Origin of the sequence: Rhizobium lentis, assembly GCF_017352135.1 — a bacterium.
Lineage (GTDB): Bacteria > Pseudomonadota > Alphaproteobacteria > Rhizobiales > Rhizobiaceae > Rhizobium > Rhizobium lentis.
Window position 1 is genome coordinate 3,588,068 of the sequence record NZ_CP071454.1, and the last position, 25,440, is coordinate 3,613,507.

The window sequence follows — 25,440 nt, forward strand, 5'->3', positions numbered from 1 at the left end:
TCAATCCTTGAACTGCTCCGCCAGAATACGGTCGGACCAGGACCGGTCGGGATCGGAGAGGATGCGCGCTGTCATATGCTCCGACTGGGCGATTCGAACATGCAGCACCGATTTGACTTCCGTATTGTCGGCCACCGCATTCACCGGCCGCTTCACCGGCTCGAGCACGTCGATATCGACGGTGACCTTGTTCGGAAGCAAGGCGCCCCTCCAGCGTCGCGGCCTGAAAGCGCTGACCGGCGTCATGGCGAGCAGTGGCGCTTCTAGCGGCAGGATCGGGCCATGCGCGGAAAGATTATAGGCCGTCGATCCGGCCGGAGTGGCCACCATCAGCCCGTCGCAGATCAGCTCCTCCAGACGCACGCGCCCGTCGACCACGACCCTTAGATTGGCGGCCTGATAAGACTGGCGGAAAAGATAGACCTCGTTGATGGCGAGCGCTGTCGAATTGGTGCCGTCGGCATTGGCCGTCGTCATCTTCAAAGGCCGGAAGGCGTTTTCGACGGCGATGCAGATGCGTTCCTGAAGCCGTTCGGTGCTGTAATCGTTCATCAGGAAGCCGACCGAGCCGCGATTCATGCCATAGACCAGCTTGCCGGAGTTCATGGTGCTATGCAGCGTCTGCAGCATGAATCCGTCACCGCCCAGCGCGACGATGACGTCCGCCTGATCCTGCGGCACGTCGCCGTAAATGCGAATCAGCTCTTCGCGTGCTGCGAGCGCCTCCATCGTCGGCGAAGCGATAAAGGAAAGCGTCTGAAATGAACGGCCCATGCAATGCCCTTTGTGAAGCTGCTCTAGCTAAAGGATAAATGGCCGCTGCGACAAGGACGATTTGCACTGCGAGGCGTTTTGAGGAGGGGCTGGCCTCTCCGCGTCCCACGGATTTTCCTTTACAGGATCGCAGAATCTGTTAGTTGGGCTGCTATTGCCCTTGTAGCTCAGTTGGTAGAGCACCTGATTTGTAATCAGGGGGTCGCGGGTTCGAACCCTGCCGGGGGCACCAGCCTACGCTCTGTGAGCTTCGGCTCGGTGAGCCGAAGAGAGCGGCCAAGCGGAGGCTGTCGCGCCGTAGTTCCGTTGGGAACGAAGGCGGACTGGTTCAGGTAATGATCCGGCGCGTTTTTCTTGATGAACCCTGTCTGAAGGACTGCTTCAGCGGCAATTCAGCCGTGGCGGTGCAGTGTTGCCTCATCGTCAATGAGGAAACCGATATGAAGTTCGGACACATTTTTCTGACCGCAGCCATTTCCCTTGGCGCGGCCTTTGCTGCCGTTGCGCCGGCCGCCGCCATGCCTGTCGATCGACCTGCGGTATCCCAAAGCGGCATCGTCCAAGTGCACGACAGCTGGCGGCAGGACCGTTGGCGTGACGACCGTGATTGGCGTGACGATCGTGACTGGCGCGATGGCCGCGATTGGCGCCGGTCGGACTGGCGTTATGAACGCCGCCATTGGCGTCCGTGGCGGGCCGAGCGGTGGGAAGAGCGCCGTCAATGGCGCCATCGTGATCGGGAAATTCCCTGGCTCTATCGCAGCTGAGAACAAGCGGCTGCCAGTGCCGGGTGGCCTCGGCTCAGTGCGTAACCGGTTCGTCGACACTCGCCTCGATCCTGTCGCCATTGCCCGTCTGCCCGGCACCGGAAGGTGACAGCACCGCGATGCTGAGCACGGAAGCGACCATGAAGGCGACGACGGCGATCATTATGCGCATAAGCGTTCAATCCTCGTTCAGCTGGGATTAACGCGCGATCGCTGTCCGCGTTCCTCTCGGCCTATTGCACCGGTCCCGGCGTCGCCGGGCCGGGCGCCGTCGGCGACAGAGGGTCGGGCTGGTGGACGGGATGCGACGTGTCCACCCATATGATGCTGAGAATGATTCCCACAAACGCCGCGATGAAGAGGATACCGAATATGAGCGGTCGGATGGCCATGATGGGAATCGCTCCTTCTTGCTTGTGACCGGTCGCTACGATCGATCGCCAGCCGATCATAATGCTCCAGAAGGTCATTCCAAGGCAAAAGTGGATTTCTCCGGAGAGCCTGGATCAGCGGCGCACGATCGAAAGCGGCTTGCCGCCTTCCTCTTTCGATTTGTCGAAATTGCCGTCGGCGCGCATATCGAAGCTAAGCGACGAACCGCCGTCGCCCATCAGCGTCAGCCTGAAGCCATCGATATGCCAGGCCGTAAGCTTCAGTCCGGTGACGGCGGCGGTGCAGTCTCCGGACAGTGACAGCGGCGCATTTTCGTCAGCCCCGACATTTCCGTCAAGCGTCACGCCGCAGAGCTTTTCGCCGCCCGGCCTCCGCATCGTCCATGCACCGGCAAGGCTGCCATAGGTTGGCAGGCGATCGACGCCGTCGGGAGCCGCGATCAGCAGGAGCGGCGCACCGTCTTCCGTCTTCATCGGCGCGCCTTCATTCTCGACGAAACGGGCAATCACTTCGCGTACGGCATCGATCAGGATCAGCCCGCCATCGCCGTCGAAATTCCAGGCGGAGGCTTCGGCGAACGCCGGCAGCACCTTGATGCAGGAATCCTGGCCGGAGAGCGAATAACCGCCGATTGCCATGTCGGTTTCCAACGTCATCCGGCATCCCGCGCGGCCGTCTTCCGGGGCAACGAGATAGGTTCCGGCTTGCGCTTTCAGCACATCGGGATCGATATCCTGCGCGTATGCCACACCGCAGGCCAGGAGCGCCACTGCAGGAGCTGTCAGCCGGACCATATGGATCATGACAATTCCCCCTTTGTCACGGCCGGCCTGAAATGCGTGGCAATTCAGACCCGTTTGCCGCACGCAGCTCTTTATTTTCCGTCTTTTGGCGCAAAGCCGCTACACGCTTTTGCGCGACATGGCCTATGCCTTCAAGTAGAGCCGCGCCGCATAAAGCGCGATCGCCGCTGCATTCGAAACGTTCAGCGATTTGATCGCGCCGGGCATGTCGAGACGGGCAAGCGCGTTGACGGTCTCGCGCGTCTTCTGCCTGAGCCCCTTGCCCTCGGAACCGAGCACCAGCGCCACCTTGTCGCCTGAGAAGGTGCCCTCGAGCGGCGCCGGCCCTTCCGAATCGAGGCCGATGGTGGAGAAGCCGAGCTTGTGCAATTCGCCGAGCGCATCGGCGAGGTTGGTGATCTGTATATAAGGTATCAGCTCCAGAGCGCCGGAGGCGGACTTGGCGAGCACGCCCGACTCGGTCGGGCTATGTCTCTGGGTGGTGATGACGGCCCCGGCATTGAAGGCGACGGCCGAGCGCATGATCGCGCCGACATTGTGCGGATCGGTGACCTGGTCGAGCACGAGCAGAAGAGGGCTGTCCTTCAGCGCTTCGAGCCGGCGCACCGGCAGCGGCCGTGTTTCCAGCATGACGCCCTGGTGAATCGCCTCGGGGCCGAGCACCTTGTCGATCTCGTGCGGGGAGACGATTTCGAAGGGAATGGCGAGCGTCTCGGCGTCGATTTCCAGACGCGCGAGCGCATTCTGCGTCACGAACAGCTTGATCTTCTTGCGCTCTGGATTGTCGAGGGCGGCGCGTACCGTGTGCAGGCCGTAGAGATATACCTGGTCGGGCGCGAGTGCCGGCGGCTTCCAGTCCTCAGCCCCGCGCTTGCGCTTCTGCGGTTGAGGTGTCGGGATCTCCCCGCGTTCGCGCTTGGCGTCGCGATGCGCGCGCCTCAGATTGGCGTAGTGCGTATCCTTGGCGGATGGGTCTGTCGCGGCCTTGCCGCCGGATTTGTTGTCTTTGCTCATGCGGCTTTATAGCCACGGCCTTCGCCGCCGCATAGGCTTTCTTTCATGTGCCGGCTTTTCGGCGGCGAATGAAATTTTTCGCGTTTTTTCCATTGTCATCGTGTTGACAGACGGAAATGCTCCGGTCATATACGCGGCGCAGACGACGGGCGGCAACGCTTCGAAGTCTGACGAACTTGGTCTTCAAGATCCGGACGAAAACTGGAGAGATGCCCGAGTGGTTAAAGGGGACGGACTGTAAATCCGTTGGCTCAGCCTACGTTGGTTCAAATCCAACTCTCTCCACCATTCGTCATCGGATCGGACCAACCCGCGGGTATAGCTCAATGGTAGAGCAGCAGCCTTCCAAGCTGAATACGCGGGTTCGATTCCCGCTACCCGCTCCAGTTTTCCTGACGTCAGTTCATTCTCCGCCGGCGATTGGCCCGCAGGCATCATTTGCGCTGGAAGGTGAGGGCGCCTGAGGTCCGGATTCGCACGAGCTTGCCTTGGCGCCGCTCGATTTTCGCTGCGATTCCAGCGTTTTTTGAAGCGGTTCCGGCGAATCGCCTTGCAGGCGGCGGATTGTCTCCCATATGCGCTGTCACGCCAAGATTGGCGTCTGCAATTAAGTCTTGCGCAATTTCGCCGAAAGCCTTAAACGGCGGCACTAAACCGGTTCGCCGGGGCCACCATTTCGTTCACAGGAAGCATTCAAATGGCAAAGAGTAAGTTTGAGCGCAACAAGCCGCACGTCAACATCGGCACGATCGGCCACGTTGACCACGGCAAGACGTCTCTGACGGCAGCGATCACGAAGTACTTCGGTGAGTTCAAGGCGTACGACCAGATCGACGCGGCTCCGGAAGAGAAGGCGCGCGGCATCACGATCTCGACGGCGCACGTTGAGTATGAGACGCCGAACCGCCACTACGCGCACGTCGACTGCCCCGGCCACGCCGACTACGTGAAGAACATGATCACCGGTGCCGCACAGATGGACGGCGCGATCCTGGTTTGCTCGGCTGCCGACGGCCCGATGCCGCAGACGCGCGAGCACATTCTGCTGGCCCGCCAGGTCGGCGTTCCGGCGATCGTTGTGTTCCTGAACAAGGTCGACCAGGTTGACGACGCCGAGCTTCTCGAACTGGTCGAGCTCGAAGTTCGCGAACTGCTGTCGTCCTACGACTTCCCGGGCGACGACATCCCGGTCGTCAAGGGTTCGGCACTTGCCGCTCTTGAAGATTCCGACAAGAAGATCGGCGAAGACGCGATCCGCGAGCTGATGGCAGCGGTCGACTCCTACATCCCGACGCCTGAGCGTCCGATCGACCAGCCGTTCCTGATGCCGATCGAAGACGTGTTCTCGATCTCGGGCCGCGGTACGGTTGTGACCGGCCGCGTCGAGCGTGGCATTGTCAAGGTTGGCGAAGAAGTCGAGATCGTCGGCATCCGTCCGACCTCGAAGACGACGGTGACCGGCGTTGAAATGTTCCGCAAGCTGCTCGATCAGGGCCAGGCGGGCGACAACATCGGCGCGCTGATCCGCGGTGTGAACCGTGACGGCGTCGAGCGTGGCCAGATCCTGTGCAAGCCGGGTTCGGTCAAGCCGCACAAGAAGTTCATGGCAGAAGCCTACATCCTGACGAAGGAAGAGGGCGGCCGTCATACGCCGTTCTTCACCAACTACCGTCCGCAGTTCTACTTCCGCACGACCGACGTTACCGGCATCGTGACGCTGCCGGAAGGCACGGAAATGGTTATGCCGGGCGACAACGTCACGGTTGCCGTCGAGCTGATCGTTCCGATCGCGATGGAAGAAAAGCTGCGCTTCGCTATCCGCGAGGGCGGCCGCACCGTCGGCGCCGGTATCGTTGCCTCGATCGTCGAGTAACTTTCAGGTTATCCACAATCAGGAAGACCCCGCTGGAAACAGCGGGGTTTTTCGTTTTTGATGCATTCGAGCCATTTAACAGGTGTTGTAAAAATATCGTTAAATATGCCCGTCACAGTATTTTGTTCATCTCACGTTCAGAAAGCAGTTGTGATTGGCTCAATTTAGTCCAGACTTCTCCTTGTAAAGAGGAGAGTCGGATGATTCCAAAGGCCACATTCGTTGCGACGATATTCGCGATGTATGTTTTCACGATGTTTTTCATCGCTGCTATTCCGCAAGAGGTTGTTCAGTCGGCCGGAGTGCAGATCAGTGAGGTAAGCGTCGTCAAGTGACGACCTTTCCAGTTCATCGCAGGGGGCTGCGGTGATAGGGCAATTCTTGGTCAGGTGCTCCCGGATGGGTGCTCCTGGCGCGGCGGGGTTAAACCCCTTGCAGGACGCTCGCTTGCTCTTCGCGCGGAAGCGTCTAACTATGCCTCCGATCTCATGACGCGGAGGATATTCCATGAAAAAGCGGATTCTGTTCACGGGCGGTTCGGGCAAGGCGGGTCGCCATGCCGTGCCATGGCTCGTCAAGTCAGGCTACGAGGTTCACAACCTCGATCTCGTGCCGCTGGACAGCCCCGGCGTCACCAACCTCATCGCTGACATCACCGACAGCGGTCAGGTCTTCAACGCGCTGTCGATGCACCGCGATTTTCCGGATCTCGACGCGGGCAGGGGTATGCAGCCCTTCGATGCCGTCGTGCATTTCGCTGCCATCCCCCGCATCCTGATCAAGCCCGACAACGAGACATTCCGCATCAACACGATGGGCACCTACAATGTCATCGAGGCGGCGGTGAAGCTCGGTATCCGTAAGATCATCGTCGCGTCGAGCGAGACGACCTACGGCGTCTGCTTTGCCGAAGGCCATCGCGATTTCCACCAGTTCCCGCTGGAGGAAGATTACGACGTCAATCCAATGGATTCCTACGGCCTTTCCAAGGTGGTCAACGAAAAGACGGCGCGCGCCTTTGCCGAACGGTCGGGCTTCGACATCTATGCGCTGCGCATCGGCAATGTTATCGAGCCGCACGAATACGAGCGGTTCCCGACCTATTTTGCCCATCCCGAGATGCGCAAACGAATCGCCTGGAGCTATATCGACGCTCGCGACCTCGGACAGATCTGTCATCTCTGCATCGAGAAGGACGGGCTCGGCTACCAGGTCTTCAATGCCGCTAACGATACGGTGTCGGCCAATACACCGTCGAAAGAGCTTGCCAAGCGATTCTTTCCGAACGTGCCTTTTACCCGCGAGATCGGCGAATACGAGGGGCTGCTCTCCAACCGCAAGATTCGCGAGGTGCTGGGCTTCAAGGAAGAACATGACTGGCGGAAATATGTGAAGGTCTGAATGCTCTCCGGCCGCACGATCGCGAAGCCGGCCGCGCGCAAATTGAGCAGAAGGGCTTTGAAAACCGAAAATCGGGCTTGCCAATCCGCTGCCGCCGTCTTAAAGGGAGCGCCATGCATTTCAGCAGCGATTTGCGGGTCTTGGCCCGGGCGCTGAAGGATGGGCATGAAGGGGTATAGCTCAGTTGGTAGAGCGGCGGTCTCCAAAACCGCAGGTCGGGGGTTCGAGCCCCTCTGCCCCTGCCATCTTCCTGAAACGGACAGCGCGGCCGTGCTCGCGGCATTCCGGCGGGGATTGATCGGTGGCAACTAATTTCGTCAAACTTCGGTTTCCCTCTTGTGTATTCGGGAATCGGTGTTTATTTAGGGTTCAACAGACACGCGGTGCGTGGGGCTGATAGTTTCAGCTTTACGCGCCGTAATTGCGTGGGCAGTCGATGGCATCCAAATCCAATCCATTTGCGTTTCTGCAGCAAGTGCGCTCCGAGACGTCCAAGGTCACATGGCCGTCGCGCCGCGAGACGATGATCTCCACGGTTATGGTTCTTGTGATGGTGGTTTTCGCCGCGCTGTTTTTCTTTGCCGCTGACCAGCTGATTGGCTGGGCTCTGAGCTTCGTGCTGAATACCGGCAACTGATACGGGTGGAGATGAAAATGGCGGCACGTTGGTACATCGTCCACGCGTATTCGAATTTTGAAAAGAAGGTGGCTGAAGACATCGAGAACAAGGCTCGCCAGAAGGGGCTTGAGCATCTGTTCGAGAAGATCCTTGTGCCGACCGAAAAGGTTGTGGAAGTGCGTCGCGGCCGCAAGGTCGACAGCGAGCGCAAGTTCTTCCCGGGCTATGTCCTGGTCCGCGCCAATCTGACGGACGAGGCCTATCACCTGATCAAGAATACCCCGAAGGTTACGGGGTTCCTTGGTTCCGACAACAAGCCCGTTCCGATTCCGGATTATGAAGCCGAGCGCATTCTCGGCCAGGTTCAGGAAGGTGTCGAGCGGCCGAAGGCTTCCGTTACCTTCGAGATCGGCGAGCAGGTCCGCGTTTCCGACGGCCCCTTTGCCTCGTTCAACGGCACGGTTCAGGATGTGGACGAGGAACGTTCGCGCCTGAAGGTGGAGGTGTCGATCTTCGGCCGCGCAACGCCGGTCGAATTGGAATACGCGCAGGTCGAGAAGGTCTGATTGCGAGAGTTTGGAAGCCGGCCTTGCGGCCTGTTTCCCGCGGACCTTGTCCGCACCCGCGTGGAAGGTGAGGGGTCTTAGCCGGGCCCTAATGATCCGCACCACGCAACCGCAGCCGCCGGAGCGATCCGGCATCACGGGCCGGGCGACCGGCCGTTCATGAAAGGCAGAGAGATATGGCTAAGAAAGTTGCAGGCCAGCTCAAGCTTCAGGTCAAGGCAGGATCGGCAAACCCGTCCCCGCCGATTGGTCCGGCGCTTGGTCAGCGTGGCATTAACATCATGGAATTCTGCAAGGCGTTCAATGCCGCCACGCAGGAAATGGAAAAGGGTATGCCGATTCCGGTCGTCATCACCTATTACCAGGACAAGTCCTTCACCTTCGCGATGAAGCAGCCTCCGGTCAGCTACTGGCTGAAGAAGGAAGCGAAGATCACGTCCGGTTCCAAGACGCCCGGCAAGGGCGCAAAGGCTGGTACCCTCACCAAGGCTCAGATCAAGACGATCGCCGAAGCCAAGATGAAGGACCTGAACGCAGCAGATATCGAAGGTGCAATGGCGATGATCGAGGGCTCTGCCCGCGCCATGGGCCTGGAAGTGGTGGGTTAAGACCATGGCAGGCAAGCGCACTCAGAAGATCAACGAAGGTGTTGATCCGACCAAGCTCTACGCTCTGACGACCGCCATCGGCATGGTCAAGGAACGGGCTGTCGCCAAGTTCGACGAAACCATCGAAGTCTCGATGAACCTCGGCGTTGACCCGCGCCATGCGGACCAGATGGTTCGCGGCGTCGTCAACCTGCCGAACGGCACCGGCCGTACGGTTCGCGTCGCGGTCTTTGCTCGTGGCGCCAAGGCTGATGAAGCCAAGGCTGCCGGTGCCGATGTTGTCGGCGCCGAAGACCTCGTCGAAATCGTCCAGGGCGGCAAGATCGAATTCGATCGCTGCATCGCTACCCCCGACATGATGCCGCTCGTCGGTCGTCTCGGTAAGGTTCTCGGCCCGCGCGGCATGATGCCGAACCCGAAGGTCGGCACCGTCACCATGGATGTTGCCGGCGCCGTCAAGGCGTCCAAGGGCGGTGCTGTCGAGTTCCGCGTCGAGAAGGCTGGTATCGTCCATGCCGGTATCGGCAAGGCTTCCTTCGACGCCAAGGCTCTGGAGGAAAACATCCGTGCCTTCGCCGACGCCGTCATCAAGGCGAAGCCAGCTGGCGCCAAGGGCAACTACGTCAAGCGCGTGGCGATTTCCTCGACCATGGGCCCGGGCGTCAAGATCGAAGTCGGCTCGGTCACCGCAGCTCCGACTGCATAAGTTTATCGCCGGGCTTTCGCCTGGTGAATTGAATTTCCGGCCTCGCAAGGGGCCGGAATATTCCGGAGAAATCCGGAATCCTGTCCGAGATTGCAGGTGGTTTTCCCTTAATCACTTGGCCTGCATGAGACGGGTAAGACCCGAATTGCATGAAGTTCGCTTCTCGTAACTCGGTTCGAGCCTTGGATGCCTTGTGCCTCTTTAGCCTTGATTGGCGCGGAGCGCGAGGGGACAGGATCCTCAAGCGTCGCTTGGGATCTCTTTTGATCCCGGGAGGCAAAAGGCAACCCGGTGGGTCCGTTCAAATGGTCCCGCCAACTGGAGATAGGCAGTGGAAAGAGCGGAAAAACGCGAATTCGTCACGGAACTGAACGAAGTCTTCAAGGCTTCGGGCTCGGTTGTCGTGGCCCACTATGCTGGTGCTACAGTCGCACAGATGAACGATTTTCGTTCGAAGATGCGCGCTGCTGGCGGCGCCGTCAAAGTCGCGAAGAACCGCCTGGCCAAAATTGCCCTTCAGGGTACGGAAGCGGAAGGGATTTCCAATCTCTTCAAGGGTCAGACCCTCATTGCTTACAGCAATGATCCGATCACCGCTCCGAAGGTCGTCATGGATTTCGCCAAGACCAACGACAAGATCGTGGTTCTCGGCGGCGCCATGGGCACGACAACGCTGAACGCCGAAGGTGTCAAGTCGCTTGCGACCCTGCCTTCGCTGGACGAACTGCGTGCGAAGCTGCTGGGCATGATCCAGACTCCGGCTACCCGCATCGCAGGCGTTGTTGCAGCACCGGCAAGCCAGCTTGCTCGCGTGTTCTCGGCCTACGCCAAGAAGGACGAAGCCGCTTAAGGCGGTTTTTCGCTGTACATACTCAACAGTTCGAACCGAACAAAGGAACTAGAAAATGGCTGATCTCGCAAAGATCGTTGAAGACCTCTCCTCGCTGACCGTCCTGGAAGCCGCTGAGCTTTCCAAGCTGCTCGAAGAAAAGTGGGGCGTTTCCGCCGCTGCTCCGGTAGCTGTTGCTGCCGTTGCTGGTGGTGCAGGCGGTGCAGCTGCTCCGGCTGAAGAAGAAAAGACCGAGTTCGACGTCATCCTGACGGATGCCGGCGCCAACAAGATCAACGTCATCAAGGAAGTCCGCGCCATCACCGGTCTCGGCCTCAAGGAAGCCAAGGACCTCGTCGAAGGCGCTCCGAAGGCTGTCAAGGAAGGCGTTTCCAAGGCTGAAGCCGCCGACATCAAGAAGAAGCTTGAAGACGCTGGCGCCAAGGCCGACGTCAAGTAATCTTGGACTGCTCTTGGGAGGCGGTATTTACTGCCTCCCATTTGCCGTTTTTCTGAACGAATTACCCAAAAGCCGCGTCAAAACGGCTTTTGGGTAATGGGTTCTTCAAGAGGATAGTCTCGCACCGAGGGCAGCACAGCAATCCGAGCTGAGCGTTTTCGGGAGTCGGACGAGATTGAACTACTCATTGATTGACGGGATCGACTGGCCATCGGCTCCCGTCCGTTGCAGGCCCGGGTGCAAGATTTTGAAGGAGCGACGATGGCTCAGACCCTTTCGTTCAACGGTCGCAGGCGCGTACGCAAGTTTTTTGGTAAGATCCCCGAAGTCGCAGAAATGCCGAACCTCATCGAGGTTCAGAAGGCGTCCTACGACCAGTTTCTGATGGTGGAAGAGCCGAAGGGCGGCCGGCCCGATGAGGGTCTTCAGGCCGTCTTCAAGTCGGTATTCCCGATCACGGATTTCTCCGGCGCTTCGATGCTGGAATTCGTCTCCTATGAGTTCGAGCCGCCGAAGTTCGACGTTGACGAGTGCCGTCAGCGCGACCTGACCTATGCCGCGCCGCTGAAGGTGACGTTGCGCCTCATCGTATTCGATATCGACGAGGATACCGGCGCGAAGTCGATCAAGGACATCAAGGAACAGTCCGTCTACATGGGCGACATGCCGCTCATGACCAACAACGGTACGTTCATCGTCAACGGCACCGAGCGCGTCATCGTCTCGCAGATGCACCGTTCGCCGGGCGTCTTCTTCGATCACGACAAGGGCAAGAGCCACTCTTCCGGCAAGCTGCTGTTTGCGGCCCGCGTCATTCCCTATCGCGGTTCCTGGCTCGACATCGAATTCGACGCCAAGGACATCGTCTACGCCCGTATCGACCGCCGCCGCAAGATTCCGGTGACGTCGCTGCTGATGGCGCTCGGCATGGACGGCGAGGAAATCCTCGACACCTTCTACACGAAGTCGCTCTACAAGCGCGACGGCGAAGGCTGGCGCATTCCCTTCAAGCCGGAAACGCTGAAGGGCGCCAAGGCGATCACCGAGATGGTCGACGCAGATACCGGCGAAGTCGTCGTCGAGGCCGGCAAGAAGCTAACGCCGCGCCTGCTGCGCCAGCTTTCCGACAAGGGTCTGAAGGCGCTGAAGGCCGGTGACGACGATCTTTACGGCAACTACCTCGCCGAAGACATCGTCAACTACTCGACGGGCGAGATCTATCTCGAAGCCGGCGACGAAATCGACGAAAAGACGCTCGGCATCATCCTGGCGAACGGTTTCGACGAGATCCCGGTTCTGGGCATCGACCATATCAATGTCGGCGCCTATATCCGCAATACGCTGGCTGCCGACAAGAACGAGAACCGTCAGGACGCGCTGTTCGACATCTACCGTGTCATGCGTCCGGGTGAGCCGCCGACCATGGAGTCGGCCGAAGCTATGTTCAACTCGCTGTTCTTCGATGCGGAGCGTTACGACCTCTCCGCCGTCGGCCGCGTCAAGATGAACATGCGTCTCGACCTCTCCGTCGAAGACACCGTCCGCATCCTGCGCAAGGACGACATCCTGGCCGTGGTCAAGATGCTGGTCGAACTGCGCGACGGCAAGGGCGAGATCGACGACATCGACAACCTTGGCAACCGCCGCGTCCGCTCGGTCGGCGAGTTGATGGAAAATCAGTACCGTCTCGGCCTGCTGCGCATGGAGCGCGCGATCAAGGAACGCATGTCCTCGATCGAAATCGACACGGTCATGCCGCAGGATCTGATCAACGCCAAGCCGGCGGCTGCAGCCGTCCGCGAGTTCTTCGGTTCCTCGCAGCTCTCGCAGTTCATGGACCAGGTTAATCCGCTCTCGGAAATCACCCACAAGCGCCGTCTTTCGGCCCTTGGCCCGGGCGGTCTGACCCGCGAGCGCGCCGGCTTCGAAGTCCGCGACGTGCATCCGACCCACTACGGCCGCATCTGCCCGATCGAAACGCCGGAAGGCCCGAACATCGGTCTGATCAACTCACTGGCGACCTTTGCCCGCGTCAACAAGTACGGCTTCATCGAAAGCCCGTACCGCCGCATCGTCGACGGCAAGGTGACGAATGACGTGCTTTACCTCTCCGCAATGGAAGAGGCAAAGTATTACGTCGCCCAGGCCAACGCCGAGCTGAACGCTGACGGTTCCTTCGTCGACGAATTCGTCGTCTGCCGTCATGCCGGTGAAGTTATGCTCGCTCCGCGCGATAGCATGAACCTGATGGACGTTTCGCCGAAGCAGGTCGTTTCGGTTGCTGCGGCACTCATCCCGTTCCTGGAAAACGACGACGCCAACCGCGCACTCATGGGCTCGAACATGCAGCGTCAGGCCGTGCCGCTGTTGCGCGCCGAAGCGCCGTTCGTCGGCACCGGCATGGAGCCGGTCGTCGCTCGCGACTCCGGTGCCGCCATCGGCGCCCGCCGCGGCGGCGTGGTCGACCAGGTCGATGCGACGCGTATCGTTATCCGCGCCACGGAAGACCTCGAAGCCGGCAAATCCGGCGTCGATATCTACCGCCTGCAGAAGTTCCAGCGTTCGAACCAGAACACCTGCGTCAACCAGCGTCCGCTGGTCACCGTCGGTGACGTCGTCAACCGCGGTGACATTCTCGCCGACGGCCCGTCGACCGATCTCGGCGACCTGGCGCTCGGCCGCAACGCGCTCGTCGCGTTCATGCCCTGGAACGGCTACAACTACGAAGACTCGATCCTGCTCTCCGAGCGCATCGTTGCCGACGACGTGTTCACCTCCATTCACATCGAGGAATTCGAAGTGATGGCGCGCGACACCAAGCTCGGCCCCGAGGAAATCACCCGCGATATTCCGAACGTCTCGGAAGAAGCGCTGAAGAACCTCGACGAAGCCGGCATCGTCTATATCGGCGCCGAGGTTCAGCCAGGGGATATCCTCGTCGGCAAGATCACGCCGAAGGGCGAAAGCCCGATGACGCCAGAAGAAAAGCTTCTGCGCGCCATCTTCGGCGAAAAAGCCTCCGACGTGCGCGACACCTCCATGCGCATGCCGCCCGGGACCTACGGCACGATCGTCGAAGTTCGCGTCTTCAACCGCCATGGCGTCGAGAAGGACGAGCGCGCGATGGCGATCGAACGCGAAGAGATCGAGCGTCTCGCCAAGGACCGTGACGACGAGCAGGCGATCCTCGACCGTAACGTCTATGGTCGTCTGATCGACATGCTGCGCGGCCAGGTCTCGATTGCCGGTCCGAAGGGCTTCAAGAAGGGCACCGAGCTTTCGAACGCCGTCGTCTCCGAATATCCCCGCTCGCAATGGTGGATGTTCGCGGTCGAGGACGAGAAGGTGCAGAGCGAACTCGAAGCGCTCCGCGGCCAGTACGACGAGTCCAAGTCGCGCCTCGAACAGCGCTTCATGGATAAGGTCGAGAAGGTCCAGCGCGGCGATGAAATGCCTCCTGGTGTCATGAAGATGGTCAAGGTCTTCGTCGCCGTGAAGCGCAAGATCCAGCCGGGTGACAAGATGGCCGGCCGTCACGGGAACAAGGGCGTGGTCTCGCGCATTGTGCCTGTCGAGGACATGCCGTTCCTTGAAGACGGCACGCATGTCGACGTCGTTCTGAACCCGCTCGGCGTGCCTTCGCGCATGAACGTCGGTCAGATCCTCGAAACGCACCTGGGCTGGGCTTGCGCCGGCATGGGCCGCCAGATCGGCGAACTGATCGAAGCGTACAAGGCCAATGGCAACATCGAGCCGCTGCGCAAGACCATCGGCGATGTCGTTGGTGTCGGTCCGAAGGCCGAGCAGGTCCAGGATTTCGATGACGATTCGGTTCTGCGTCTCGCCGACCAGTGGAAGCGCGGCGTTTCGATCGCAACGCCGGTTTTCGACGGCGCCAACGAAGGCGATGTCAACGACATGCTGCGTCTGGCAGGTCTCAAGGATACCGGTCAGTCGACGCTTTACGACGGCCGTACCGGCGAACAGTTCGACCGCCAGGTGACCGTGGGCTACATCTACATGCTGAAGCTCAACCACCTGGTCGACGACAAGATCCATGCCCGTTCGATCGGCCCTTACTCGCTCGTGACCCAGCAGCCGCTGGGCGGCAAGGCGCAGTTCGGCGGTCAGCGTTTCGGCGAAATGGAAGTCTGGGCGCTCGAAGCTTACGGCGCGGCCTATACGCTGCAGGAAATGCTGACGGTGAAGTCGGACGACGTCGCCGGCCGCACCAAGGTCTACGAAGCCATCGTCCGCGGAGACGACACGTTCGAAGCCGGTATTCCGGAAAGCTTCAACGTTCTCGTCAAGGAAATGCGCTCGCTGGGCCTCAGCGTCGAGCTCGAAAACACCAAGCTCGATGAGGCGCAGACAACCCAGCTGCCCGACGCGGCCGAGTAAACATTGATAGGGCGTGCGCTGCCGATGCGGCGCACGCCGGTCCCGCCGGACGCCGCATCCATGTCGGCCCGGAAGGGAAGTTTCGCCGCATCTTGCGGTTATTCTCGTTTAAGCGAGGGGGCGGCTCCCGGGAAATTGCCGCTGACCATCGCATTTTGAGGGCGCTTTAGCCCATGAAGGAGACAGGCATGAACCAAGAGGTCATGAATCTTTTCAATCCGCAGGTGCCTGCACAGAATTTCGATTCCATTCGGATTTCGATCGCGTCTCCGGAGAAGATCCTCTCCTGGTCCTACGGTGAGATCAAGAAGCCGGAAACCATCAACTACCGCACGTTCAAGCCGGAACGCGACGGTTTGTTCTGCGCGCGCATCTTCGGGCCGATCAAGGACTACGAATGCCTGTGCGGCAAGTACAAGCGCATGAAGTACAAGGGCATCATCTGCGAAAAGTGCGGCGTCGAAGTCACGCTGTCGCGCGTTCGCCGTGAGCGCATGGGCCATATCGAGCTTGCCGCTCCCGTCGCCCACATCTGGTTCCTCAAGTCGCTGCCGTCGCGCATTTCGACGCTGCTCGACATGACGCTGAAGGATGTCGAGCGCGTTCTCTACTTCGAAAACTACATCGTCACCGAGCCGGGCCTGACCGCGCTCAAGGAGCATCAGCTCCTGACGGAAGAAGAGTACATGCTCGCCGTCGACGAATATGGCGAAGACCAGTTCACGGCCATGATCGGTGCAGAAGCCATCTATGAGATGCTCGCATCGATGAACCTTGAAAAGATCGCCGGCGATCTGCGCTCCGAGCTTGCCGACACGACGTCGGATCTCAAGCAGAAGAAGCTGATGAAGCGCCTGAAGATCGTCGAGAACTTCATGGAGTCCGGCAACCGTCCGGAATGGATGATCATGAAGGTCGTCCCCGTCATTCCGCCGGACCTGCGTCCGCTGGTGCCGCTGGACGGCGGCCGTTTCGCGACGTCGGATCTGAACGATCTCTATCGCCGCGTCATCAACCGTAACAACCGTCTGAAGCGCCTCATCGAGCTTCGCGCGCCCGGCATCATCATCCGCAACGAAAAGCGCATGCTGCAGGAATCTGTCGATGCGCTGTTCGACAACGGCCGCCGTGGCCGTGTCATCACCGGCGCCAATAAGCGTCCGCTGAAGTCGCTCTCCGACATGCTGAAGGGCAAGCAGGGCCGCTTCCGTCAGAACCTGCTCGGCAAGCGCGTCGATTATTCCGGCCGTTCGGTCATCGTTACCGGTCCGGAACTGAAGCTGCACCAGTGCGGCCTGCCGAAGAAGATGGCTCTCGAGCTCTTCAAGCCGTTCATCTATGCCCGCCTCGATGCCAAGGGTTACTCCTCGACCGTCAAGCAGGCCAAGAAGCTGGTTGAAAAGGAAAAGCCGGAAGTTTGGGATATCCTCGACGAGGTCATCCGCGAGCATCCGGTTCTCCTGAACCGCGCACCGACGCTGCACCGCCTGGGCATCCAGGCCTTCGAACCCACCCTGGTCGAAGGCAAGGCGATCCAGCTGCATCCGCTCGTCTGCACGGCCTTCAACGCCGACTTCGACGGTGACCAGATGGCCGTTCACGTGCCGCTGTCGCTCGAAGCCCAGCTCGAAGCCCGCGTGCTGATGATGTCGACCAACAACATCCTGCACCCGGCCAACGGCGCGCCGATCATCGTTCCCTCGCAGGACATGGTTCTCGGCCTCTACTATCTGTCGATCCTGAACCAGAACGAGCCGGGCGAAGGCATGGCCTTCTCCGATCTCGGCGAGCTGCATCACGCGCTGGAAAACAAGGTCGTGACACTGCACACCAAGATCCGCGGCCGCTTCAAGTCGATTGGCGAGGATGGCAAGCCCTACTCGAAAATTTATGAGACGACGCCCGGCCGTCTGCTCATCGGCGAACTGCTGCCGAAGAACGGCAAGGTGCCCTTCGACATCTGCAACCAGGAAATGACCAAGAAGAACATCTCCAAGATGATCGACACGGTCTACCGCCATTGCGGCCAGAAGGACACGGTCATCTTCTGCGACCGCATCATGCAGCTCGGCTTCGCCCATGCCTGCCGTGCCGGCATTTCGTTCGGCAAGGACGACATGGTCATTCCGGCCACTAAGGCGAAGATCGTTGCCGACACCGAAAACCTGGTGAAGGAATACGAGCAGCAGTACAATGACGGTCTCATCACCCAGGGCGAAAAGTACAACAAGGTTGTCGACGCCTGGGGCAAGGCAACCGAAAAGGTCGCCGAAGAAATGATGGCCCGCATTAAGGCGGTCGAATTCGATGAGAACACCGGCCGTCAGAAGCCGATGAACTCGATCTACATGATGAGCCATTCCGGCGCCCGCGGTTCGCCGAACCAGATGCGCCAGCTGGGCGGCATGCGCGGCCTCATGGCCAAGCCGTCGGGCGAAATCATCGAGACGCCGATCATCTCGAACTTCAAGGAAGGCCTGACCGTCAACGAGTACTTCAACTCGACGCACGGCGCCCGCAAGGGTCTGGCTGACACCGCCTTGAAGACCGCGAACTCCGGCTACCTGACCCGCCGTCTTGTCGACGTCGCGCAGGATTGCATCGTCACGCACGTCGATTGCGGCACCGAAACCGGCCTGACCATGACCGCCATCGTCGATGCCGGTCAGGTCGTCGCCTCGCTCGGCGCCCGTATCCTCGGCCGCACGGCGCTCGATGACATCGATCATCCGGTTACCGGTGAGCGCATTGTCGATGCCGGCAAGATGATCCTCGAGCCCGACGTCATCGAAATCGAGAAGGCCGGTATCCAGTCGATCCGCATCCGCTCGGCGCTGACCTGCGAAATCCAGACGGGCGTCTGCTCGGTCTGCTACGGCCGCGACCTCGCGCGCGGTACGCCTGTCAACATGGGCGAAGCTGTGGGCGTCATCGCCGCTCAGTCGATCGGCGAGCCGGGAACCCAGCTGACCATGCGTACCTTCCACCTTGGCGGTACGGCAACCGTGGTCGACCAGTCGTTCCTGGAAGCCTCGTACGAAGGTACGGTGCAGATCAAGAACCGCAACATCCTGCGAAACTCCGAAGGCAGCCTCGTTGCCATGGGCCGCAACATGACCGTCCAGATCCTGGACGAGCGTGGTGTCGAGCGCTCCTCGCAGCGCGTCGCCTATGGTTCGAAGCTGCATGTGGATGAAGGTGACAAGGTCAAGCGCGGCCAGCGTCTGGCCGAGTGGGATCCTTATACCCGCCCGATGATGACGGAAGTCGCCGGCACGGTCCAGTTCGAGGACCTCGTCGACGGTCTCTCGGTTCTGGAAGCGACCGACGAATCCACCGGCATCACCAAGCGTCAGGTCATCGACTGGCGTTCGACCCCGCGCGGTTCGGACCTCAAGCCGGCGATCGTCATCAAGGATGCGAGCGGCAATGTCGCCAAGCTGTCGCGTGGCGGTGACGCCCGCTTCCTGCTCTCGGTCGACGCCATCCTGTCGGTTGAGCCGGGCACGAAGGTCTCCCAGGGCGACGTTCTCGCTCGTTCGCCGCTCGAAAGCGCCAAGACCAAGGACATCACCGGCGGTCTGCCGCGTGTTGCCGAGCTGTTCGAAGCGCGCCGCCCGAAGGACCACGCCATCATCGCTGAGATCGATGGTACGATCCGCCTCGGCCGCGACTACAAGAACAAGCGTCGCGTCATCATCGAGCCGGCGGAAGACGGTGTCGAGCCTGTCGAATACCTGATCCCGAAGGGCAAGCCCTTCCACCTTCAGGACGGCGACTATATCGAAAAGGGTGACTACATCCTCGACGGTAACCCGGCGCCGCACGACATCCTGGCGATCAAGGGCGTAGAGGCTCTGGCTTCCTACCTCGTCAACGAAATCCAGGAAGTCTATCGTCTGCAGGGCGTCGTCATCAACGACAAGCACATCGAGGTGATCGTCCGTCAGATGCTGCAGAAGGTGGAGATCACCGATGCAGGCGACTCGACCTATATCGTCGGCGACAACGTCGACCGGATCGAGCTCGAAGACGTCAACGATCATCTGATCGAACAGGGCAAGAAGCCCGCCCGCGGCGAGCCGGTTCTTCTCGGCATCACCAAGGCGTCGCTGCAGACCCCGTCCTTCATCTCGGCCGCCTCCTTCCAGGAAACGACCAAGGTGCTGACGGAAGCTGCGATTGCCGGCAAGACCGACGGCCTGCAGGGCCTGAAGGAAAACGTCATCGTCGGCCGCCTGATCCCGGCCGGCACCGGCGGCACCATGACCCAGATCCGCCGTATCGCGACCTCGCGCGACGAGCTGATCCTCGAGGAGCGTCGCAAGGGCACCGGCGCAGCTGTGGCCACGCCGATGCTGCAGGATATGGCAGAAAAGGCTCCGGCCGCGGAATAATCCGCGGCTGAAGTCCACGAATTGAAAAACCGCCCGGAGCAATCCGGGCGGTTTTCGTTTCTGTTCTTCGCTGATTGATCGGGGAGGGCGGGCGTTGCCGCCTGGCTTCGCGCCGATTGTTCCCGTCAGTTGAAGCGAATAATCGCGACCTCGCCGTCGACCGCGCCCTGATAGGCCGAGGCATGCGGCTCTTCGGCCGGAATCTCGGTCAGCATGCCGATCTGGTCGAGATCGGCCTCGATGAAGCCCTCCTCGGCCAGGGCGTTCAAGGCCTCGCGTACGGCCGTGTCGTCGTCGGGCGCTTTCAGCATGATGTGCAGGTCGATGCCTTCGCTGGAATCGGACTCATAGCCTTTGCCGATGATGATGAAGATCATCGGCCCGTCGAAGTTGTTGTCGTTATCCGGTGTCGTGATCATCGCCTGTCCTTCGGCTTCGTGACGATTCGATCGCTCGAATCCTGCTATCTGGGCTTAACGCCGCAATTGCTGATTCCTTAACTGCTTTTGCTGCAATGCCCAAGTTTTTATCTTGGCGCATGGCCGCGATTTCGTCTAGGAGGGCGAAAACAGGGCGTCTGGCCCGCATATCAAGGCGATGCGGACAAGTTTATTTCTTAACCGGCCTTGACGAGAGGGGTGGAAACCAGTAGTACCCCGCCCATCAGATCCCATGTGAGGCTTGGCTTTTCGGGGCGACGCGCCCTGAAGTTCACCTCAAACAAGGTTCTAAACGCACGTTGAAGTCATGATGCTGCACGCATGACGCATGGTTTCATGCGTCCTCTGCTCCTAGTGGTCCATCTGCGGAAGCGGATCGGGCCATATTTTGCGCATTGACGGAAAGCGTGCGTCATTGCCGGAGACGGCTCGAGTTCAAGCCCGCAAGGGTACTGAGATAAACGTAAGGGATGGTTGAATGCCTACCGTAAACCAGCTGATCCGCAAGCCTCGCCAGGCGAACGTAAAGCGTAATAAGGTTCCCGCACTCCAGGAGAACCCGCAGAAGCGCGGCGTTTGCACGCGCGTCTACACGACGACGCCGAAGAAGCCGAACTCGGCTCTGCGTAAGGTCGCAAAGATCCGCCTGACCAACGGCTTCGAAGTCATTGGTTACATCCCCGGCGAAGGTCATAACCTTCAGGAGCACTCCGTGGTCATGATCCGCGGCGGCCGCGTCAAGGACCTTCCGGGTGTTCGTTACCACATCATCCGCGGCGTTCTCGATACCCAGGGTGTCAAGAACCGCAAGCAGCGTCGCTCCAAGTACGGTGCGAAGCGTCCGAAGTAATTCGGGTTTTGAAAATCCGGCGCTGCGCGAGGTCCTCCGCGTGATGAAGCGCCTTAACGGTTGAAGAGACGAGAAGTATGTCCAGACGTCATAAAGCAGAAAAGCGCGAGATCAATCCGGATCCGAAGTTCGGTGATCTTGTCGTCACCAAGTTCATGAACGCCATCATGCTCGATGGTAAGAAGTCCGTTGCTGAAAACATCGTTTACGGTGCGTTCGACGCCGTCCAGGGCAAGTCCAAGCAGGAGCCGCTTTCGGTTTTCCATTCTGCGCTCGACAACATTGCCCCGCACGTTGAAGTCCGCTCGCGCCGCGTCGGTGGTGCGACCTACCAGGTTCCGGTCGACGTCCGTCCGGAGCGCCGCCAGGCTCTCGCCATTCGCTGGCTGATTGCCGCTGCCCGCAAGCGCAACGAAACGACCATGATCGACCGCCTGTCCGGTGAACTGCTCGATGCGTCCAACAACCGCGGCTCCGCCGTCAAGAAGCGCGAAGACACGCACAAGATGGCTGACGCCAACCGTGCGTTCTCGCACTATCGCTGGTAATTCCGAACGGTATCGAAAGGCAGTCCACAATGGCTCGCGAATATAAGATCGAAGACTACCGCAATTTCGGTATCATGGCGCATATCGACGCCGGCAAGACCACGACCACCGAGCGTATCCTTTACTACACCGGCAAGTCGCACAAGATCGGCGAGGTCCACGACGGCGCAGCCACCATGGACTGGATGGAGCAGGAGCAGGAGCGTGGCATCACGATCACCTCCGCTGCCACCACGACCTTCTGGAAGGGCCGTGACGGCAAGATGCGCCGCTTCAACATCATTGACACTCCCGGCCACGTCGACTTCACCATCGAAGTCGAGCGTTCGCTGCGCGTTCTCGACGGCGCTATCGCGCTGCTCGATGCCAACGCCGGCGTTGAGCCGCAGACGGAAACCGTCTGGCGTCAGGCCGAGAAGTACAATGTTCCGCGCATGATCTTCTGCAACAAGATGGACAAGACCGGCGCTGACTTCTACCGCTCCGTCGAGATGATCAAGACCCGTCTCGGTGCGACCGCCGTCGTCATGCAGCTGCCGATCGGCGCTGAAAGCGACTTCAAGGGCGTTGTCGATCTCGTCGAGATGAACGCCCTGATCTGGCGCGATGAATCGCTCGGCGCCCAGTGGGACGTCGTCGAGATCCCGGAAGACCTGAAGGCCAAGGCTGAAGAATATCGCGAAAAGCTGATCGAGACGGTTGTCGAGATCGACGAAGCGGCGATGGAAGCCTATCTCGAAGGCAACATGCCCGACAACGACAAGATCCGCGAACTCGTTCGCCGCGGCACCATTGACGTCAAGTTCCATCCGATGTTCTGCGGCACCGCCTTCAAGAACAAGGGCGTCCAGCCGCTGCTCGACGCCGTCGTCGACTACCTGCCGTCGCCGCTCGACATTCCCGCGATCAAGGGCATCGACTTCAAGACCGAAGCCGATATCGAGCGTCATGCAGACGACGCCGAGCCGCTTTCGATGCTGGCCTTCAAGATCATGAACGACCCCTTCGTCGGTTCGCTCACCTTCGCCCGCATCTATTCCGGCAAGCTCGAGAAGGGCTCTTCGGTTCTGAACACGGTCAAGGACAAGCGCGAGCGCGTCGGCCGCATGCTGCAGATGCATTCCAACTCGCGTGAAGACATCGAAGAAGCCTTCGCAGGCGACATCGTTGCTCTCGCCGGCCTCAAGGAAACCACCACTGGCGATACGCTCTGCGATCCGCTGAAGCCGGTTATCCTCGAGCGCATGGAATTCCCCGAGCCGGTCATTCAGATCGCCATCGAGCCGAAGTCCAAGGGCGACCAGGAAAAGATGGGCCTCGCGCTCAACCGTCTGGCAGCTGAAGACCCGTCCTTCCGTGTGAAGACGGATCAGGAATCCGGCCAGACGATCATCGCCGGCATGGGCGAACTGCACCTCGACATCATCGTCGACCGTATGCGTCGCGAATTCAAGGTCGAAGCAAACGTCGGTGCGCCGCAGGTTGCTTACCGCGAAACGATTACGCGCCAGACCGAAGAAGACTACACGCACAAGAAGCAGACCGGTGGTACCGGCCAGTTCGCGCGCGTCAAGATCATCTTCGAACCGAACCCGGAAGGCGAAGACTTCAAGTTCGAATCCAAGATCGTCGGCGGTGCTGTTCCGAAGGAATATATCCCCGGCGTTCAGAAGGGGATCGAAAGCGTTCTGTCTTCCGGTCCGCTGGCTGGCTTCCCGATGCTCGGCGTCAAGGCGACGCTGGTCGACGGCGCCTTCCATGACGTCGACTCCTCGGTCCTGGCATTCGAAATCGCCTCCCGCGCTTGCTTCCGTGAAGCAGCCAAGAAGGCCGGTGCTCAGCTCCTCGAGCCGATGATGAAGGTCGAAGTCGTCACCCCGGAAGATTACGTCGGTGACGTTATCGGCGACCTCAACTCCCGCCGTGGCCAGATCCAGGGCCAGGAAAGCCGTGGTATCGCGGTTGTCATCAGCGCCAACGTTCCGCTGGCGAACATGTTCAAGTACGTCGACAACCTGCGCTCCATGTCGCAGGGCCGCGCTCAGTACACGATGACCTTCGATCACTATGCGCCGGTTCCGTCGAACGTCGCGACCGAAATCCAGGCAAAGTATTCCGGTCAGAAGTGACCGGAATACCAATTGACCGATAACAAGAATTAGATCCCCTCGGGGGCTAGAAAAACGGAGAGCCGAAAATGGCAAAGAGTAAGTTTGAGCGCAACAAGCCGCACGTCAACATCGGCACGATCGGCCACGTTGACCACGGCAAGACGTCTCTGACGGCAGCGATCACGAAGTACTTCGGTGAGTTCAAGGCGTACGACCAGATCGACGCGGCTCCGGAAGAGAAGGCGCGCGGCATCACGATCTCGACGGCGCACGTTGAGTATGAGACGCCGAACCGCCACTACGCGCACGTCGACTGCCCCGGCCACGCCGACTACGTGAAGAACATGATCACCGGTGCCGCACAGATGGACGGCGCGATCCTGGTTTGCTCGGCTGCCGACGGCCCGATGCCGCAGACGCGCGAGCACATTCTGCTGGCCCGCCAGGTCGGCGTTCCGGCGATCGTTGTGTTCCTGAACAAGGTCGACCAGGTTGACGACGCCGAGCTTCTCGAGCTGGTCGAGCTCGAAGTTCGCGAACTGCTGTCGTCCTACGACTTCCCGGGCGACGACATCCCGGTCGTCAAGGGTTCGGCACTTGCCGCTCTTGAAGATTCCGACAAGAAGATCGGCGAAGACGCGATCCGCGAGCTGATGGCAGCGGTCGACTCCTACATCCCGACGCCTGAGCGTCCGATCGACCAGCCGTTCCTGATGCCGATCGAAGACGTGTTCTCGATCTCGGGCCGCGGTACGGTTGTGACCGGCCGCGTCGAGCGTGGCATTGTCAAGGTTGGCGAAGAAGTCGAGATCGTCGGCATCCGTCCGACCTCGAAGACGACGGTGACCGGCGTTGAAATGTTCCGCAAGCTGCTCGATCAGGGCCAGGCGGGCGACAACATCGGCGCGCTGATCCGCGGTGTGAACCGTGACGGCGTCGAGCGTGGCCAGATCCTGTGCAAGCCGGGTTCGGTCAAGCCGCACAAGAAGTTCATGGCAGAAGCCTACATCCTGACGAAGGAAGAGGGCGGCCGTCATACGCCGTTCTTCACCAACTACCGTCCGCAGTTCTACTTCCGCACGACCGACGTTACCGGCATCGTGACGCTGCCGGAAGGCACGGAAATGGTTATGCCGGGCGACAACGTCACGGTTGCCGTCGAGCTGATCGTTCCGATCGCGATGGAAGAAAAGCTGCGCTTCGCTATCCGCGAAGGCGGCCGCACCGTCGGCGCCGGTATCGTTGCTTCGATCGTCGAGTAATTCCTTCGGCCGCTCCGGTGGGGCGGCCGATTCGATGACATTATTATGAAGCAAGCGGTGTAAGCCGCTTGCTTATGACACAGAAATATAGCAAATGGCGCGCGAGCGCGATTTGCGTACCGCTTCGGATGACGAGGCGGCGACTACACAAACAATAAGGTGGGCTAGAAGGCCCTGAAGACTGGATAGGATGCCGCTGTCGGCGCCCTCTCGATCTTTGAAACCGGTGGTCCGCCTTAGGAAGAAAGAACAACCTGTGTCTTGTCCAAAGACATGTGGAAAACAAACACAAGGATAACGTCGAATGAACGGCCAAAATATCCGCATTCGCCTGAAGGCGTTCGATCACCGGATTCTCGATGCTTCCACGCGCGAGATCGTGTCGACGGCGAAGCGCACCGGTGCAAGCGTCCGGGGCCCCGTTCCGCTTCCGACCCGCATCGAGAAGTTTACGGTCAACCGGTCCCCGCACATCGACAAGAAGAGCCGCGAACAGTTCGAGATGCGCACGCATAAGCGCCTTCTCGACATCGTAGACCCGACCCCGCAGACGGTAGACGCGCTGATGAAGCTCGATCTCGCCGCCGGTGTCGATGTTGAGATCAAGCTCTGAGCTTG

General features: G+C 60.0%; 23 protein-coding genes and 4 tRNA genes. 21 read left to right on the forward strand and 6 right to left on the reverse strand.

The genetic code is table 11. From position 1 onward, the window contains the following. Positions 1 to 774 carry an NAD kinase gene (locus tag J0663_RS17180; RefSeq protein ID WP_207241565.1) on the reverse strand — a complete coding sequence of 258 codons (774 nt, stop codon included), beginning with the start codon at positions 772 to 774 and terminating at the stop codon, positions 1 to 3. 156 nt (positions 775 to 930) lie between these two features. Here J0663_RS17180 and J0663_RS17185 point away from each other — a divergent pair. Then, a tRNA-Thr gene (locus J0663_RS17185) sits at positions 931 to 1,006 on the forward strand. A 136-nt stretch (positions 1,007 to 1,142) separates the two neighbouring features. Continuing rightward, positions 1,143 to 1,541, forward strand: coding sequence for a hypothetical protein (locus J0663_RS17190; protein WP_207244530.1), 399 nt, complete (start codon positions 1,143 to 1,145; stop codon positions 1,539 to 1,541). Between the two features lie 34 nt (positions 1,542 to 1,575). Here the strand turns inward: J0663_RS17190 and J0663_RS17195 are convergent, their stop codons facing one another. The 4 genes from J0663_RS17195 to rlmB form a co-directional block, all read right to left on the reverse strand. Continuing rightward, complete coding sequence (locus tag J0663_RS17195) at positions 1,576 to 1,713, reverse strand: hypothetical protein (protein ID WP_207241567.1); 138 nt, start codon at positions 1,711 to 1,713, stop codon at positions 1,576 to 1,578. 61 nt (positions 1,714 to 1,774) lie between these two features. Continuing rightward, the gene (locus J0663_RS17200; RefSeq protein ID WP_164517777.1) at positions 1,775 to 1,933 is read right to left on the reverse strand and encodes a hypothetical protein; all 159 of its coding nucleotides are present in this window, start codon (positions 1,931 to 1,933) and stop codon (positions 1,775 to 1,777) included. A gap of 114 nt (positions 1,934 to 2,047) precedes the next feature. Then, a complete protein-coding gene (locus J0663_RS17205; protein WP_207241569.1) occupies positions 2,048 to 2,737 on the reverse strand; it encodes an AprI/Inh family metalloprotease inhibitor in 690 nt (229 codons plus the stop codon). Between the two features lie 123 nt (positions 2,738 to 2,860). Beyond that, the gene (gene rlmB, locus J0663_RS17210) at positions 2,861 to 3,751 is read right to left on the reverse strand and encodes a 23S rRNA (guanosine(2251)-2'-O)-methyltransferase RlmB (protein ID WP_207241572.1); all 891 of its coding nucleotides are present in this window, start codon (positions 3,749 to 3,751) and stop codon (positions 2,861 to 2,863) included. A gap of 203 nt (positions 3,752 to 3,954) precedes the next feature. Here rlmB and J0663_RS17215 point away from each other — a divergent pair. From J0663_RS17215 to rpoC, 14 genes are all read left to right on the forward strand, one after another. After that, positions 3,955 to 4,039, forward strand: a tRNA-Tyr gene (locus J0663_RS17215). Positions 4,040 to 4,063: 24 nt separating this feature from the next. Continuing rightward, a tRNA-Gly gene (locus J0663_RS17220) sits at positions 4,064 to 4,137 on the forward strand. Positions 4,138 to 4,448: 311 nt separating this feature from the next. Continuing rightward, the gene (gene tuf / locus J0663_RS17225) at positions 4,449 to 5,624 is read left to right on the forward strand and encodes an elongation factor Tu (RefSeq protein WP_207241574.1); all 1,176 of its coding nucleotides are present in this window, start codon (positions 4,449 to 4,451) and stop codon (positions 5,622 to 5,624) included. Between the two features lie 200 nt (positions 5,625 to 5,824). After that, positions 5,825 to 5,959, forward strand: coding sequence for a hypothetical protein (locus J0663_RS31620; protein ID WP_259665947.1), 135 nt, complete (start codon positions 5,825 to 5,827; stop codon positions 5,957 to 5,959). 172 nt (positions 5,960 to 6,131) lie between these two features. Further along, positions 6,132 to 7,025: an NAD-dependent epimerase/dehydratase family protein gene (locus J0663_RS17230; protein ID WP_207241576.1), complete on the forward strand. Its 894-nt coding sequence runs from the start codon at positions 6,132 to 6,134 to the stop codon at positions 7,023 to 7,025. A gap of 169 nt (positions 7,026 to 7,194) precedes the next feature. Further along, positions 7,195 to 7,270, forward strand: a tRNA-Trp gene (locus J0663_RS17235). 191 nt (positions 7,271 to 7,461) lie between these two features. Continuing rightward, entirely contained in the window at positions 7,462 to 7,662 is a 201-nt protein-coding gene (gene secE, locus J0663_RS17240; RefSeq protein ID WP_003547514.1) for a preprotein translocase subunit SecE, read from the forward strand. A 17-nt stretch (positions 7,663 to 7,679) separates the two neighbouring features. Continuing rightward, the gene (gene nusG / locus J0663_RS17245) at positions 7,680 to 8,210 is read left to right on the forward strand and encodes a transcription termination/antitermination protein NusG (protein WP_007791989.1); all 531 of its coding nucleotides are present in this window, start codon (positions 7,680 to 7,682) and stop codon (positions 8,208 to 8,210) included. Between the two features lie 176 nt (positions 8,211 to 8,386). Beyond that, positions 8,387 to 8,818: a 50S ribosomal protein L11 gene (rplK, locus tag J0663_RS17250; protein ID WP_009985507.1), complete on the forward strand. Its 432-nt coding sequence runs from the start codon at positions 8,387 to 8,389 to the stop codon at positions 8,816 to 8,818. A 4-nt stretch (positions 8,819 to 8,822) separates the two neighbouring features. Continuing rightward, positions 8,823 to 9,524: a 50S ribosomal protein L1 gene (gene rplA / locus J0663_RS17255; protein WP_088685485.1), complete on the forward strand. Its 702-nt coding sequence runs from the start codon at positions 8,823 to 8,825 to the stop codon at positions 9,522 to 9,524. A 331-nt stretch (positions 9,525 to 9,855) separates the two neighbouring features. Next, positions 9,856 to 10,374: a 50S ribosomal protein L10 gene (gene rplJ / locus J0663_RS17260; protein WP_207241578.1), complete on the forward strand. Its 519-nt coding sequence runs from the start codon at positions 9,856 to 9,858 to the stop codon at positions 10,372 to 10,374. Positions 10,375 to 10,429: 55 nt separating this feature from the next. Further along, entirely contained in the window at positions 10,430 to 10,813 is a 384-nt protein-coding gene (gene rplL, locus J0663_RS17265; protein ID WP_004669074.1) for a 50S ribosomal protein L7/L12, read from the forward strand. A 261-nt stretch (positions 10,814 to 11,074) separates the two neighbouring features. Further along, complete coding sequence (gene rpoB / locus J0663_RS17270; RefSeq protein WP_207241580.1) at positions 11,075 to 15,214, forward strand: DNA-directed RNA polymerase subunit beta; 4,140 nt, start codon at positions 11,075 to 11,077, stop codon at positions 15,212 to 15,214. A gap of 188 nt (positions 15,215 to 15,402) precedes the next feature. Next, positions 15,403 to 19,611, forward strand: a complete 4,209-nt coding sequence (gene rpoC / locus J0663_RS17275; RefSeq protein ID WP_207241582.1) for a DNA-directed RNA polymerase subunit beta' — start codon at positions 15,403 to 15,405, stop codon at positions 19,609 to 19,611. Positions 19,612 to 19,736: 125 nt separating this feature from the next. Here the strand turns inward: rpoC and J0663_RS17280 are convergent, their stop codons facing one another. Continuing rightward, complete coding sequence (locus J0663_RS17280; RefSeq protein WP_207241585.1) at positions 19,737 to 20,030, reverse strand: transcriptional regulator; 294 nt, start codon at positions 20,028 to 20,030, stop codon at positions 19,737 to 19,739. 499 nt (positions 20,031 to 20,529) lie between these two features. Here J0663_RS17280 and rpsL point away from each other — a divergent pair, with 499 nt between their 5' ends. The 5 genes from rpsL (at position 20,530) to rpsJ (ending at position 25,435) form a co-directional block, all read left to right on the forward strand. Beyond that, positions 20,530 to 20,901: a 30S ribosomal protein S12 gene (gene rpsL / locus J0663_RS17285; protein WP_003547537.1), complete on the forward strand. Its 372-nt coding sequence runs from the start codon at positions 20,530 to 20,532 to the stop codon at positions 20,899 to 20,901. Between the two features lie 77 nt (positions 20,902 to 20,978). Further along, entirely contained in the window at positions 20,979 to 21,449 is a 471-nt protein-coding gene (gene rpsG, locus J0663_RS17290; protein ID WP_004669085.1) for a 30S ribosomal protein S7, read from the forward strand. Positions 21,450 to 21,478: 29 nt separating this feature from the next. Continuing rightward, positions 21,479 to 23,578, forward strand: coding sequence for an elongation factor G (fusA, locus tag J0663_RS17295; RefSeq protein WP_207241593.1), 2,100 nt, complete (start codon positions 21,479 to 21,481; stop codon positions 23,576 to 23,578). A 68-nt stretch (positions 23,579 to 23,646) separates the two neighbouring features. Further along, entirely contained in the window at positions 23,647 to 24,822 is a 1,176-nt protein-coding gene (gene tuf, locus J0663_RS17300) for an elongation factor Tu (protein ID WP_207241574.1), read from the forward strand. 304 nt (positions 24,823 to 25,126) lie between these two features. Next, on the forward strand, positions 25,127 to 25,435 hold the full coding sequence (gene rpsJ, locus J0663_RS17305) for a 30S ribosomal protein S10 (RefSeq protein WP_003547547.1): 309 nt from the start codon (positions 25,127 to 25,129) through the stop codon (positions 25,433 to 25,435). Positions 25,436 to 25,440: the final 5 nt, after the last annotated feature.